The 13850-nt window shown below is 71.2% G+C and carries 8 protein-coding genes; 4 read left to right on the top strand and 4 right to left on the bottom strand.

The window, feature by feature from the left end; all coding sequences use genetic code 11:
- Positions 1–94 precede the first annotated feature (94 nt).
- Complete coding sequence (locus tag AC3WLB_RS23750) at positions 95–403, bottom strand: hypothetical protein (RefSeq protein ID WP_022898119.1); 309 nt, start codon at positions 401–403, stop codon at positions 95–97.
- Between the two features lie 9 nt (positions 404–412).
- Positions 413–637, bottom strand: a complete 225-nt coding sequence (locus AC3WLB_RS23745) for a DUF3107 domain-containing protein (RefSeq protein ID WP_492510380.1) — start codon at positions 635–637, stop codon at positions 413–415.
- Between the two features lie 174 nt (positions 638–811).
- On the opposite strand from AC3WLB_RS23745, the gene AC3WLB_RS23740 reads away from it, so the two are divergent.
- Both AC3WLB_RS23740 and AC3WLB_RS23735 read left to right on the top strand, forming a co-directional pair.
- Positions 812–4084 (top strand): PD-(D/E)XK nuclease family protein, encoded by a 3273-nt coding sequence (locus tag AC3WLB_RS23740; protein WP_492510378.1) that lies wholly within the window; start codon positions 812–814, stop codon positions 4082–4084.
- Positions 4081–7506 (top strand): ATP-dependent helicase, encoded by a 3426-nt coding sequence (locus AC3WLB_RS23735; RefSeq protein ID WP_492510376.1) that lies wholly within the window; start codon positions 4081–4083, stop codon positions 7504–7506. The genes AC3WLB_RS23740 and AC3WLB_RS23735 overlap by 4 nt, the downstream gene beginning before the upstream one ends.
- Positions 7507–7545: 39 nt before the next feature.
- Here the strand turns inward: AC3WLB_RS23735 and AC3WLB_RS23730 are convergent, their stop codons facing one another.
- Positions 7546–8589, bottom strand: coding sequence for a phosphotransferase (locus tag AC3WLB_RS23730; RefSeq protein ID WP_492510374.1), 1044 nt, complete (start codon positions 8587–8589; stop codon positions 7546–7548).
- Positions 8590–8650: 61 nt separating this feature from the next.
- On the opposite strand from AC3WLB_RS23730, the gene nudC reads away from it, so the two are divergent.
- Together nudC and AC3WLB_RS23720 are read left to right on the top strand one after the other, a co-directional pair.
- The gene (gene nudC, locus AC3WLB_RS23725) at positions 8651–9673 is read left to right on the top strand and encodes an NAD(+) diphosphatase (protein ID WP_492510372.1); all 1023 of its coding nucleotides are present in this window, start codon (positions 8651–8653) and stop codon (positions 9671–9673) included.
- Entirely contained in the window at positions 9670–11484 is a 1815-nt protein-coding gene (locus AC3WLB_RS23720) for an ATP-dependent helicase (RefSeq protein ID WP_492510370.1), read from the top strand. The genes nudC and AC3WLB_RS23720 overlap by 4 nt, the downstream gene beginning before the upstream one ends.
- A 913-nt stretch (positions 11485–12397) precedes the next feature.
- On the opposite strand, the gene AC3WLB_RS23715 is transcribed toward AC3WLB_RS23720, so the two are convergent.
- Positions 12398–13744, bottom strand: a complete 1347-nt coding sequence (locus AC3WLB_RS23715) for a zinc-dependent metalloprotease (protein ID WP_492510368.1) — start codon at positions 13742–13744, stop codon at positions 12398–12400.
- Between the last annotated feature and the right edge of the window lie 106 nt (positions 13745–13850).

Raw genomic sequence — 13850 nt, 5'->3', positions numbered from 1 at the left:
AGACAGCTCCAACCCTCCACCGGAGGTCTTCGTCAACTCAAGACATCACACATCAACCAACGCCCCTGGGCAGTACACCTAGCCCGCCACCGGGCTAGCCCGCCACCGGGATGTGGCGGGACAGCAGGGCCTCGAGCCGCCGCTGGTCGTGCTGCTTGCGCGCACGCCCGATGGCGAGATCGGCGACCACGACGACGGCCGCGGTGACGACGAGGCTCACCACCCAGATCCATCCGCCGTCCCAGGCCCAGCCGAGCCAGGTGAGTCCCACCCAGACCACCGCGGCGACCGCGGCACCGATGGCGGGGATGAGCACCACGCCGTGCCGGTCGCGGTTGGGCAGCAGGTAGCGGGCACCGAGGCCGAGGATCACACCGCCGAGGGTGATGAACAGCAGTTCCATGGCGAGAGGTCAGCCGACGAAGCCGACGCGGCGCGACTCTTCGCTGCCGATCTCGACGTAGGAGAGGGAGGCGACGGGGACGACGTACAGCTTGCCCTTGTTGTCGCTCAGGGAGACGTGCGTTCCGCCGTCGGTCAGTGCGGCTGCGACGACCTGCTCGATCTCGGCGGGAGTCTGGCTCGACTCGAAGCTGAGTTCACGGGGTGAGTTCGCGATACCGATTCGGATGTCCATCTGGTGTGCCTTTCCCATCACGTGGTCGGACGACGACCACCAGCCCAGATTACGGCACGCTCATCGGGTCGCCGGGCCATCCGGAGGGTCGGATGAACAGCCCTCAGCGAACAGGATGCGGGCACGCGTCGCCGCTCGCCGGCGATGTCGGTGGGGGCGGCTAGCGTGGTGGCCGTGAACGAGCCTGCGTCCGAGCGAACCGAGTCCGCGCCCCACCGCGCGCCCCACTCCGGGGCCGCCGGTACGGTGCTGCACGCGGGGGCGCGGGAGGCGGTGGTGCTGGATGCGGCCCAGCGCCACGTGCTCGAGCGGCCGGTCGACGCATCCTTCGCCGTGCTCGGGGCGCCGGGCACGGGAAAGACGGTGACGTTGCTCGAACTGGTCGCCGACCGGGTGGAGCGGCTCGGGCTCGCGCCCGAGGCCGTTCTCGTGCTCGCGCCGACCCGGCAGAGCGCCACCCGTCTGCGCGACCGGGTGGCGCTGCGGCTCGGCGTGCCGAGCAATGGTCCGCTGGCGCGGACCCCGACGTCGGCCGCGTTCGAGCTGGTGCGCCGGAGCGCGGCCGCCCGCCCGGGAGCGGCGCGCCCGGTGGCGCTGCTCACCGGTGCCGAGCAGGATCGCATCCTCGCCGATCTGATCGACGGCGGGTTCGCCGACGCCGAGGAGGGCGTGGCGAGGGTGGTCTGGCCCGACGAGCTCCCACCCGAGGTGCGACGCCTGCGGGCGTTCCGCACCGAGCTGCGTGAGCTCATGATGCGCGCCACCGAGAACGGCGTGTCGCCCGCGACGCTCGAGGTGCTCGGCCGGCGGCACGGAGTTCCGGAGTGGGTGGCGGCGGCCGCGTTCCTCCGCGACTACCAGGCCACGATGGAGGGGTACGAGACGGCGAGACTCGACTCGGCTGAGCTCCTGGCAGAAGGGCGACGCATCGTGCGCGAGTCGGGCGCCCTGTCGGGTGTGCGGCTGGTGGTGGCCGACGACTTCCAGGACTTCGCCGTCGGCGCCGTCAACCTCGTGCGTGAGCTGGCGCGGCAGGGGGCCGTGGTGGTGGCCTTCGGCGATCCGGATGCCGGGACGGCCGGCTTCCGCGGGTCGGACGTGCGGGCGCTCGGGCAGCTCTCCCGTGCGCTGGGGGTGCCGACCGCACCACCGGTCGTGCTGCACACCTCCTACCGTCAGGACGGCGCGCTCCGTGCCCTGACCCGGCGGGTCACCGAGCGCATCGGCACGGCGGCAGCCGGTTCGCAGCGCCGCACGGTGGAGCCGGCGCCGGATGCGCCGGACGCGGTGGGAGCGAACGGGGCGGCGGCCGGTGGCCCCCGCGGCCAGGTGCTGACGGTGCAGGCCGACTCGCGGGCCGCCGAAGTGGGCACCATCGCGCGCATCCTGCGCGAGCGCTTCCTCCTGCACGGCACCGATTGGTCGAGCATGGCCGTCGTGGTGCGTTCCGGCGCGCTCGTGCCGGCCCTCGCCCGCGGGCTGGCTCTGGCCGAGGTGCCGACGCGCACGCTCTCGGCCGTGCAGGCGTTGCGCGACGACTATGCGGCCCGGCACCTCGTGGAGGGCGTGGCGCTCGCCATCGGAGCAGCCGAGCTCACGCCCGAGGCGGTGAGCTCGGTCATTCTCGGGCCGCTCTGCGGTGTCGACGCGGTGGGGTTGCGTCGGCTCCGCTTGGCCCTCCGGCACGAGGAGCTGGCAGCGGGTGGCTCACGACACTCCGACGAGTTGCTGCGCGAGGCCGTGCTGACGCCCGGGGTGCTCGTCACGATCGACTCGGCTCCGGCTCGCCGCGTGGCCGCACTGGGCACGACCTTACAGGCGCTGGCGCGCAGCCATGCCCGCGGCGCGAGCATCGAAGAGCTGCTCTGGGAGCTCTGGCAGCGCACGGGACTGGCCAAACGCTGGGGCGATCTCGCTGCCGGCACCGGCATCGTCGCCGACGAGGCGAACCGCAACCTCGACGGCGCGGTCGCCCTGTTCACCGCCGCGAAACGGTCCGTGGAACGGGAGCCCGAACGCCCGGCGGAGCTGTTCATCACCGAGTTCCTCACCGCGGAAGTGCCCGAAGACACTCTGTCGCCGCGCTCGCGCGGCGGATCGGTGCTCGTCACCACGCCGACGGGCGCCGTGGGCCTCGATGTCGCGGTGGTGGTCGTCGCAGGACTGCAGGAGTCGGTCTGGCCGAACCTGCGGCAGCGCGGCTCGTTGCTGCACGCCCAGCGGTTGAGCGCGCTCGCCGACGCCGATCGGGCCGCAGGGCTGCCGGCGGACGACCCGCGTGCCGAGGTGCTCTCCGATGAGCTGCGCATGTTCGCGCTGGCGGTGTCGCGGTCGCGCGAGCTCACCGTGCTCAGTTGCGTCGCCAACGACGACGAGCAGCCGTCCCCGTTCTTCGGGCTGGCGCCCGACGCCGATCCGGTGCGTCCCGCACGGCATCCGCTCTCACTGCGCGGCCTCACCGGCCACCTGCGCCGCCGGGTCGCCGAAGAAGGGGATCCCCGGGCGGCCGCAGCGCTGGCGCGGTTGGCAGCCGAGAACGTGCCGGGAGCGCATCCGGCTGACTGGTACGGCCTGCTGCCCGCGTCAACAGACGAGCCGCTCGTCGACCCCGCCGACGAGGAGGCGGTGGTTCGCGTGTCACCCTCGCGCATCGAGGCGTTCGAGGAGTCGCCCCTGGTCTGGTTCATCGATCATGTCGCGGGTGGGTCGAAGGGCTTGGCCGCCGGCATCGGCACGATCGTGCACGCGGTGATGGAGCAGGCGGCGGCCGATCCGCAGTCGTCGCTCGACACCGAGGAGTTGTGGCGGGCAGCGGAGGAGCGCTGGCGCGAATTGCGTTTCGAGGCCCCCTGGATCGAGGAGCGTGAGAAGCGGGCGCTCCGCACCAAGCTCGACGGTCTGTCGGAGTACCTCCGCCACTTCTCGGCCGCCGACCACGAGCTCGTGGGTGCCGAGGCACCGTTCGCCTTCCGCCAGGGCCGGGCACAGGTGAACGGCTCGATCGACCGGGTCGAACGGCGTTCCGACGGCCGAGTGCTCGTGATCGACCTGAAAACCGGCAAGTACCCGGCGTCGATGCGTGATCTGCCCCGGCACGCCCAGCTGGCCAGCTATCAGTTGGCGCTTCGCAGCGGGTCCGTCGAAGGCGTCGACGCGGCGCCCGACCCCGAGACGCGCGCCAGTGGCGGCGGCGCGCCGGGGCCGGCGACGGATGCGGGTGGTGCGGCGCTGCTCTACGTCGCCAAGGGGGAGAAGGGCTTGCGTTTCACGCTGCGCGCGCAGGAGCCGCTCGACGACGAGTCGCTCGCCGACATCGCCCGGCGCATCGAGGAGGTGGCCGACGGAATGGCCGGCGCGACCTTCCGCGGGGTCGCCGAACCTGAGGAGCGGGATCGGCAGAACGCCTACGACTACCGCATCCAGCTCATCAAGGCGGTCTCCGAATGACCGACGCGCTGTTCGACCTCGAGGCGCTCGACGATCCCGACGCCTTCGCCGTGCCCCGGCGCGGCGATGCCGCGACGGGTGCGGGGGCCGGGGCCGGGGCCGAGGCCCCCGACGGGACGGCCGGCCGAGCCCCGCGCCCCGACGGTCTCCTGTCGGCTGCCGAGATCGCCGACCGCCTCGGCCTTCCGCAGCCCACCGCGCAGCAGCGGGCGGTGATCGAAGCGCCGCTCGAGCCGCGCATCGTCGTGGCCGGCGCCGGGAGCGGCAAGACCGAGACGATGGCCAACCGGGTGGTGTGGCTCATCGCCAACGGGCTCGTGCGCGTGCCGGAGGTGCTCGGCCTCACCTTCACCCGCAAGGCGGCCGGGGAGCTGGCGGAGCGCATCCGTCGCCGGCTCGGCGAACTGGCGCAGTCCGGGCTCGGGGCGGTGGCGTTCGACCCGTTCGACGCCCCGTCGATCGCCACCTACAACGCGTTCGCGAACAGCATCTTCCGCGAGAACGCCGTCCTCATCGGCCGCGAGGGGGAGGCCGCGGTGCTGAGCGAGGCCTCGGCGTGGCAGCTGGCGCGGAAGGTCGTGGTCTCCAGCGCCGATCCCCGCCTCCTGCAGGTCGAGAAGTCGGTCGATGTGGTCACCTCCGCCGTGCTCGCGCTCAGCCGCGCCATCGCGGAGAACGTCGTCGAGTCGGCTGAGGTCAGCCGGTACGCCGAGCAGTTCACCCGCCTCACCGAGCTGCCGCTCGGCTCGGCGCGCCTGCGTGGTGTGCCGGCCGAACTCGCACGGGCGGTGGAGAACATCGCCACGCTGCCGCTGCTGGTCGAATTGGCGGATGCCTATGCCGCCGAGAAGCTGCGGCGCGGCTACGTGGAGTACTCCGATCAGATCGCGCTCGCACTCGCGATCGTCGAGGGGACGCCTCGGGTCGGCGCCGACTACCGCGACCGGTACCGGGTGGTGTTGCTCGACGAGTACCAGGACACGAGTGTCGTGCAGACCCGACTGCTCTCGGCGTTGTTCCGGGGGCATCCGGTCATGGCGGTCGGTGACCCGCACCAGTCGATCTACGGCTGGCGAGGCGCGAGCGCTGCCAATCTGGCCCGATTCGACGCCGACTTCGGCGGCAGCGAGCAACCATTCGCACTGTCGACCAGTTGGCGCAATCCCCGCCTCGTGCTCGATGCGGCCAACACTCTGGTGGGGCCGCTCTCGGCCACCGCCGGGGTGCCGGTGGAGCAACTGGTGGCTCGCCCGGGCGTCGGCCTCGGGTCGCTCGACGTCGCATTCACCGAGACGGTGCGCGACGAAGCGAAAGAGGTGGCCGGCTGGCTGGAGCGTCAACTCGCGGTGCTCGACGACGAGGGGCGCAAACGGTCGGCCGCTCTGCTCTGCCGGTCGGTGAAGAAGATCGAGCCGTTCACGGCGGTCCTCGACGAGCGGGGCATCCCTTACCACGTCCTCGGCATCGGTGGCCTGCTCGGGCAGCCGGCAGTGGCCGACCTCGTGTCGACACTCCGGGTGCTCTATCACCCCACCGCGGGCGCCGATCTGGTGCGGGTGCTGGCCGGCGCGCGCTGGCGGATCGGCACGAAGGATCTGCTGGCGCTGCGCACCCTGGCGTCATGGATCGCGCAGCGCGACCACCGCTTCCAGAAGCTCGAGCCCGAGGTGGCGGGGCACATCCGCGGCTCCGTCGTCGCCGACGAGGACAGATCCATCGTCGACGCCCTCGACTTCCTCGCGACCGCATCACCGGTCCACGCCGCGATCACGGGGTTCAGCGAGACCGGTCTGCAGCGGCTGCGCCGCGCTGCCGAGCAGTTCGCCTATCTGCGCACGCGCGCCGGGCTCGGGCTCGTCGATTACGTCGACCTGGTGCAGCAGGAACTCCTGCTCGACATCGAAGTGCTGGCGAGCCCGCACGCCACGGCGGGCCGCGCGAGCCTGGACGCGTTCGCCGAACAGCTCGATTCGTTCCTGGCGCTCGACCCGTCGGCCGGGCTCGGCGAGTTCCTCGCCTGGCTCGAGGAGGCCGAGAAGCGCGACCGTCTCGAACCGCGCACCGAGGAGCCCGAGCCGGGAACGGTGCAGATTCTCACCATCCATGGCGCCAAGGGTCTGGAATGGGACGTGGTGGCCATCCCGCGGATGGTCGAGAGCGAACTTCCCGGTGCGCCGCTGTCGACCCTCGGGTGGTTGGGCTTCGGTGAGCTGCCGTTCGAGTTCCGCGGCGACTCGGCCGAGCTCCCGGCACTGGCCTGGCGCGGCCTGGCGGGCCAGAACGAGTTCAAGCCCGCGCTCGAGCGGTTCAAGGCGGCCAACGCCGACCACTACGCCGCCGAGCAGCGCCGACTCATCTACGTGGCGGTCACCCGCGCCAAATCCGACCTGCTGCTTTCCGGTTCGTTCTGGACGACCGGGGTGAAGAAGGTCCGCGGCCCGGGACGGTACCTGCGCGAACTCGACGAGGTGGGCCTGGTGGCTGAGGGCATCCTTCCGGAGGTGTCGGCGTTCGACGAGAATCCGCTGGCCGAATCGGAGAGCTGGACGAGCTGGCCCCGCGAGCCGCTCGGCGCGCGCCGCCCGCGCGTCGCGGCGGCGGCCGAGGCGGTGCTCGCGGCCGATCCCGGCGCGCCCACCCCCTACGACCACGACATCGAGCTGCTCCTGGCTGAGCGCGCCGCCTTGCGAGGCGAACGGATGCTCGACGTGCCGGTTCGCATCCCGGCCTCCCGCTTCAAGGATTACGTCGCCGATCCCCAAGCCGTCGTTCGTGCGCTGCAGCGGCCGATGCCCGAACGGCCGTTCCGGGCGACCCGGCTGGGCACGCGGTTCCACAGCTGGGTGGAGGAGCGGTTCCGGCGGCGCGGGGGCGGTTCGTCGCTGCTCCCGCTCGACGTCGTCGCGGGGGAGAGCCTCGACCGGTACGACGACGAAGACGACGAGTTGGACGGCGACGAGCTCGCCGTCGGGACGGTTGCCGACGAGCTGCGTCTCGGCGCTCTCGGCTCGGCCGCGGAGGAGCCGCTCGAAGTCGCCGACGACCGACGGTTCGACGAACTCGTCGCCACCTTCGAGGCGTCGGAGTTCGCCGGCCGGCAGCCGGTGGAGGTCGAGGTGGAGATCCACTTGGTGCTCGCCGGCCGGGTCGTGGTGTGCAAGATCGACGCGATCTTCGCCGAGGGCGACTCGTTCCAGGTGGTGGACTGGAAGACGGGGAAAGCCCCGGTCGACGCCGCCGACCTCGAGTTGAAGCAGCTGCAGCTCGCGCTGTACCGCCTCGCTTACGCCCGCTGGCGCGGCATCGACGTTGAGCGGGTCGACGCGGCGTTCTACTTCGTGGCCGAGGATCGAGTTGTGCGGCCGGAACGGTTGTACTCCGAGGACGAGTTGGTGACGCTCATCCGCACGTCGCTGCCCTGAGCCCCGAGCGCTGACTCCTGCGCCCGGGGCGCAGCTCCGTCAGTCCTCGGCGATGCGGTTCGCGTGCTCGCTGCCGGCACTGCGGCTGGGCAACGGGGTGCGGTCGAGCATGGCCTCGACGTCTTCGACCGCCATGATCTGACCGGTGTCGGTCGACAGCGGGTTCAGCAGGTCGTTCTGCACGGTGCTGCTGAGGCTCGCGAGCATCGACTCCGCATCGGCCACGATCGACGCGTCGCGGGTGTCGACGCCGTGGAGCAGCCAGCGGGCGATCTCGAGTTCGGCGTACAGCCGCGCTCGCTTGCGCAGCTGACGATCGGCGGGCTTCGACACGCTGTGCTCGTAGGCGGCGTACACCCGATCGGCGCTGGCAGCGCTCGAGGCCGAGTTCAGCCAGAACAGGTCGAGCGCGGGGTCGCCGACGCGGAGGTTCTGCCAGCCGATGATCCCCGTGACCTGGTCGTCGACGAGGAGGAACGACTCGGGTGCGAGGGCGCCGTTCACCACCGTCGGCTGGAACTGCCACAGCGCGCTGTCTTCGAGGGCGAGCGCCCAGCGGGTCGAGAGCTCGCTCGGCACCTTCCCCGATGCGACGGCACGATCGGCCAGCTTGCGGGAGGTCGTCGCGATCTGCGCGGGGGTGTTCGTGGTGAGGCCCGCGTCCGACACCACCGACGTGGGCAGGGAGTGGACGGCGGCGATGGCGCGGCCGATCGAATCGGACGCACTGTGCTCGTCGCCGATGTCGTCGAGCGTGCCGGGAATCCCCTGGATGAAGTCGTAGACGATCGCACGCGTCTCGCCGATCGGGGCCTGACCGACCATGGCGGGGATGTGGAACGGCAGCCGGGACCGCACCCCCGGGGTGAGCGCATTGAGCGCGACCAGGTCGCGTGACTGCTCCGCCTCGGCATCCGAGTCGACCGGAACCCGCACGATGTACTCCTCGCCGGAGCGCAGCGTCACCACCGCGGAATCGAAACGACCGTGCGTGCGGCTGGAGACCGGGCGGGTCGCGACGATGTCGGCACCGGCGACGGCGGAGGTCGCGAGCGCGGCTAGAGTGAGGTGGGATCTCGCCATGCCTTCTAGGGTAGGCGGCACCTCGCCGGTCACGGCTTTCGCCACGCACGATTGGTCAACCATGTCACGCGCTTTCCAGTCCCTGCTGCCGCTGTCCCGCCACCGGGTCGATCGCGATCACGTGACGCGCGCGAACGCCGAGCTGCTGGACGAGCGCTGGGCCGGCGACGATGCGCGCGTGTTGGTGCTGCACCGCGGCCAGGCCCTCGCGACGGCCGGAGTGAACCCCGCCGGGTACGACGGGTTCGGCCCACGGCCCGAGGTGACCGTGCATCCTGCGCTCGATCTGAGGTCGCCCGCGTCGCTTCCGGAATCGGTGCGGGATCAACTCGCCGCGGGCGCCGTGCGGCTCTACCTCGGCTTCGGTCTCGACGACAGCCCGGAGCTTCCCGCCGGGGCGCCGCTGTTCGCCGTCTCCGTCACGGATGCGGATGCGCGCGCGCTCGAGACCGCCGGCTCCAGCTGGCTGAACCTCCGCATGGTGGCCGCCGATCTCGATGACGTGGGGGCCGGCGTGTTCACCGAGGCGTTGGCCATGTTCAACTGGCACAGCACGCACACACACTGCCCCCGATGCGGCGAGGCCACTCTCGTGGAGAGCGGCGGCTGGGTGCGGCGCTGCCCGCGGGAGGACATCGAACTCTTCCCGCGCACCGATCCCGCGGTGATCGTGGGGATCGTGGATCACGACGATCGCATCCTGCTCGGTTCCAACGCGCTCTGGGAGAACAACCGCTACTCGCTGCTCGCCGGATTCGTCGAACCGGGTGAGTCGCTCGAAGCGGCCGCCATCCGTGAGATCGCCGAGGAGTCCGGTGTGGTGATCGACGACCCGGAGTACGTCGGGTCGCAGCCCTGGCCGTTCCCCGCCTCGCTCATGGTGGGCTTCATGGCGCGGGTGTCGGATGCTCATCCCGCTGCCCTCCGGCCCGACGGCGACGAGATCCTCGACCTGCGCTGGTTCACCCGGGAGCAGCTCGCCGATCCGGCCACCGATGTGCTCCTGCCCGGCCCTGCCTCGATCGCGCGCGCGATCATCGAGCGGTGGTACGGCGGCCCTCTCCCGGAGTCTGCCCAGCGGTGACAGATCCCTCCGCCGACGACCTCCTGAACGCCCTCGATCCGCAGCAGCGGGTCGCCGCCCGCGCTCTGCTCGGCCCGGTGTGCGTTCTCGCCGGTGCGGGCACGGGCAAGACCCGTGCCATCACGCATCGCATCGCCTATGGCGTGGCGACCGGGGTCTACTCGCCGAACCGCGTGATGGCGCTGACCTTCACGGCGCGGGCCGCTGCCGAGTTGCGGGCTCGCCTGCGGCCGCTCGGGGCGGGCGGGGTCGCGGCACGCACCTTCCATGCTGCAGCGCTCGCGCAACTCAACTACTTCTGGCCGCAGGTCATCGGCGGCGACGCCCCGAAGATCATCGACAACAAGGCCAAAGCCATCGCACACGCCGCCGAGACGCTGCGACTGCGGGTCGACACGGCGACCCTGCGTGATGTCGCCGCCGAGATCGAGTGGCGCAAGGTCTCGAACCTCAGCATCGCCGAGTACGAGGTGAAAGCGCGGACGGTGCGCTCCCTCCCGTCGGCGGTGCCCGTGGAACAGATGCTCGCCCTGCACGAACGCTATGAGCAACTGAAGGACGAGCGACGGCAGCTCGACTTCGAGGACGTGCTGCTGGTCACTGCGGGGATGATCAAGATCGAGCCGTCGGTCGCGATCCAGGTGCGGGAACAGTATCGCTTCTTCGTGGTGGACGAGTACCAAGACGTCTCTCCTCTGCAACACCATTTGCTCGAGCAATGGCTGGGTGATCGGCGGGACCTGTGTGTGGTGGGAGACGCGAGCCAGACCATCTACTCGTTCGCGGGTGCGAGCGCCGAGTACCTGCTCGACTTCGAGCGGCGACACGAGAACGCGACCGTGGTGACCCTGGAGCAGAACTACCGCTCCACGCCCGCGATCGTCGCCCTGGCGAATCGGCTGATGCGCGGCCGCCCCGGCGCGTTGACCCTCCACGCCGCCGAGCCTTCGCAGCCGCATCCCCATCCCCAGCCCCAGCCGCAGCCGCAGATGCAGCCACAGCCCACCGAGTCGGCGTCCGCGGAGGCCGTGCCCGCCGGGCCACCGTCCGCGGCGGCCGTGCGCGCCGAGCCGGTGGTGACTGCCTACCGTGACGACCAGGCCGAAGCCGAGGGCATCGCCGCCGCCGTCGCCGACCTCATCGCAGCGGGCACCGCACCTCAGGACATCGCGCTGCTCTACCGGGTCAACGCCCAGTCGGCCGTGCTCGAGCAAGCGCTCACCGCAGCTGGAGTCAGCTACCAACTCCGTGGTTCCACCCGGTTCTTCGATCAGCCCGACGTGAAGCGCGCCGTGATGGAGCTGCGCGCCGCGTCGGTGTCGATCGCCGAGGAGCCGCTGTTCAAATCGGTGAGTGACGTGCTCCGCTCCCGCGGCTGGTCGCAGGAACCGCCTGAGGGAGTCGGCGCGGTACGTGACCGATGGGAAGCGCTGAACGCGCTCATGGGGCTGGCCGAGGCGATGCCGCCGGGCACCACGTTCCGGCAGTTCACCGACGAGCTCCTCGAACGGCAGTCGGCGCAGCACGAGCCGACCCTGCGCGCGGTCACGCTCGCGACCCTGCACTCGGCGAAGGGCCTGGAGTGGCCGGTCGTCTTCATCGTCGGGGTGGCAGAAGGCCTCCTGCCGATCAGCTACGCGACCGGGTTCGACGCGATCGACGAAGAGCGCCGCCTGCTCTATGTCGGCATCACCCGCGCCCGGGAACGCCTCGCGCTCTCCTGGGCGGCGGCCGGATCACGCCGTTCGGGGGAGCGTCTGCCGTCGCGGTTCCTGGCAGAGAGTGGCATCCGCAGCTCGGATGCGGTCTGATCCGCTCCCGCACGACCGCTTGACCGGGCTGACCCGGGCGGAGCACGCGGAATGCATGGTCGTGCCACGAGTTCTGGCCGGCGACGTACTCGGCCAGCACCCGACCGCCGAGCGCCGCGGCGGTGACCGAGCCCAGCGCGTCTGCCGACGGCGCCGTTCGGCGGAGCGCCTGCACCGCGATGGTGGGCCAGTCCGGGTCGGCGTCGGTGCGCGCGTGTTCGATGCACAGCGCGCACGGACCCGGCTCCCGGCGTGAGCCCGGTGCGAGCGCGGGCCCGACGACCGGCCCGACACGGATCGAGCGGTCGCCGAATTCGACGAGCAGGTGCGGCACGTCGTCGCGCAACCACATCGCGGTTCGACGGGGCTCGGTGACGTAGTGCGACACGACCACCGCCAGATCGGGGGCGGCGGTGCTGCCGGACTCCCGTGCGGGGCGTGGCCAGAGCCGACCACCCATCCGCCACACGAGCGCCGCCAGCTCGGTTGCAGCCGGGCAGGTGCGCGCATGTGAGTCACCGGCACCATCTGCGTCACCGCCACCGGCACCACCGCCATCGACGGCCACCACGAGTCCCTCGAGCGGCGCCGCCCGCGTGGACTCGTCGATCAGCACCGCCGACAGCTCGCCGAGCAATTCGTCGAGCGCCGACCCGGACAGCCCGTTCTCGGCGGCCAGATGGGTCAGCAGGGGCCGGCCGACGCCGCGTGCGAGCACGTCGAGCATCAGCTCCCGCGGTCGCTCCAGGCCGCCACGCTCGGTCGAATGCGACGGCACGGTGCTGATCGGCGCCTCGATGCCGAATTGCAGCAGGTGCGGGGTGCGCCAGACCATCGGATGATCGGGGTCGAGTCGGAGAACCATGCAGGCATCCTGCCGGACCCGTCACCCCAGGATCGGGTTATCCACAACTCACGGTGCGGGCGGCTGATCATCCCCATCTTTGGTGGTCTCCTCGCGGAGGAGATCCTCGAGCGCCTGGTCCATCTCGTCGGGCTCCGGTTCGCCGGCGAGCAGCCGTGCCACGAGCGCGGCGGGGTCGTCGAGGTCGGCCGACGTGGGCACCAGGTCGGGATGCGACCAGAGGGCATCACGCTGTTCCTGGCCGACCGCATCCGTCACCGCCTGCCACATCGCCGCGGCGTCGCGCAGTCGCCGGGGCCGCAGCTCCAGGCCGATCAGGGCGCCGAACGCCGACTCGGCCGGACCACCCGTGGCACGCCGGCGGCGGACCGTCTCGGCGATGGCGTTCCAGCGCGGCAGCCGACTCGACGCGTTGGCGGTGACGATGTCGACCCACCCTTCGATCAGCGCCAGCGTGGTCTCCAGGCGCGCCAGGGCGTGCTGCTGCTGTTCGGTCTTCGGCGGGATGAGGGCACCGCTCGCCATCGCGTTGCGCAACTCTTCGGGGTTCGACGGATCGAAGCTCTCCGCGAGCTCCTCGAGGCGGCTCGTGTCGATCGCGATGCCCTTGGCGAACTCGGTGATGGACGAGATGACGTGCAGCCGCAGCCACCGCGCGTGCCGGAACAGGCGGGCGTGCGCCAGCTCCCGGATCGCCAGGTACAGCTGCACCTCCTCGATCGGGATGTCCAGACCGTCACCGAATTCCGCCACGTTCTGCGGCACGAGCGCCGCCTGACCCTCTTCGAGGAGCGGAATGCCGACGTCGCCGCCCGACACCACCTCCTGGGAGAGCTGGCCGACGATCTGGCCGAGCTGCATCGCGAACAGCGTGCCGCCGAGGTTGCGCATGAGCTGGCTCGCGCCGGCCAGCATGCCCGCCATCTCTTCGGGCGCCTGGTCGCGCAGCACCTCGGTCAGCGCATCCGAGATGCTGACCGCCACCGGCTCGGCGAGCTGGGTCCAGACCGGCACCGTCGCGGTGGCCCACTCGGCGCGGGTCATCAGGCGCGGCGCGACCGCCGAGTCGGACAACGCGGTGGCCTCGTCGAGCCAGAGCGAGGCGATGTGCAGCGCCTGGTCGAGCTGCGCCCGGGTCTGGTCGGTGATGCTGAGACTCGACTTGCCGGCGATCTCCTGCGCCTGGGTGCGCGCGGCGTCCCAGTTCACACCGTCGGCGCTGGCCTGCATCGCGTTCTGCAGCTGCGACATCAACTGCGAGACGGCAGCCGGGTCGGACGGCAGGCCGGCGGCGCTGGCCAGCTTCGACGGGTCGATGTCGGAGTTCCCGGACAGGAACTGCCGCAGCATGTCGCGGAACTCGTCCTCGGGTTCGTCGCGGGGATCGTCGCTCACGATCTGTCCTTCCTCGGTGACAGCAACGGCGGCCGGGCCGCTCGGGCGGCTCAGAAGAACCTCCATGCGGGCTGTCAGTTAGTGTTTCTACGCTAACTCGTGGCCC

It is taken from the genome of Herbiconiux sp. FW305-C-125 (assembly GCF_058783455.1).
The sequence above is the reverse complement of the archived record's forward strand: the minus strand, read 5'-3'. Positions and strand labels throughout refer to the sequence as shown.

Coding starts and splice junctions, on each gene's coding strand:
- AC3WLB_RS23730 (WP_492510374.1), bottom strand. CDS start 8,589: ATGGCGAGATCCCACCTCACTCTAGCCGCGCTCGCGACCTCCGCCGTC.
- AC3WLB_RS23735 (WP_492510376.1), top strand. CDS start 4,081: ATGACCGACGCGCTGTTCGACCTCGAGGCGCTCGACGATCCCGACGCC.
- AC3WLB_RS23745 (WP_492510380.1), bottom strand. CDS start 637: ATGGACATCCGAATCGGTATCGCGAACTCACCCCGTGAACTCAGCTTC.
- AC3WLB_RS23750 (WP_022898119.1), bottom strand. CDS start 403: ATGGAACTGCTGTTCATCACCCTCGGCGGTGTGATCCTCGGCCTCGGT.
- nudC (WP_492510372.1), top strand. CDS start 8,651: ATGTCACGCGCTTTCCAGTCCCTGCTGCCGCTGTCCCGCCACCGGGTC.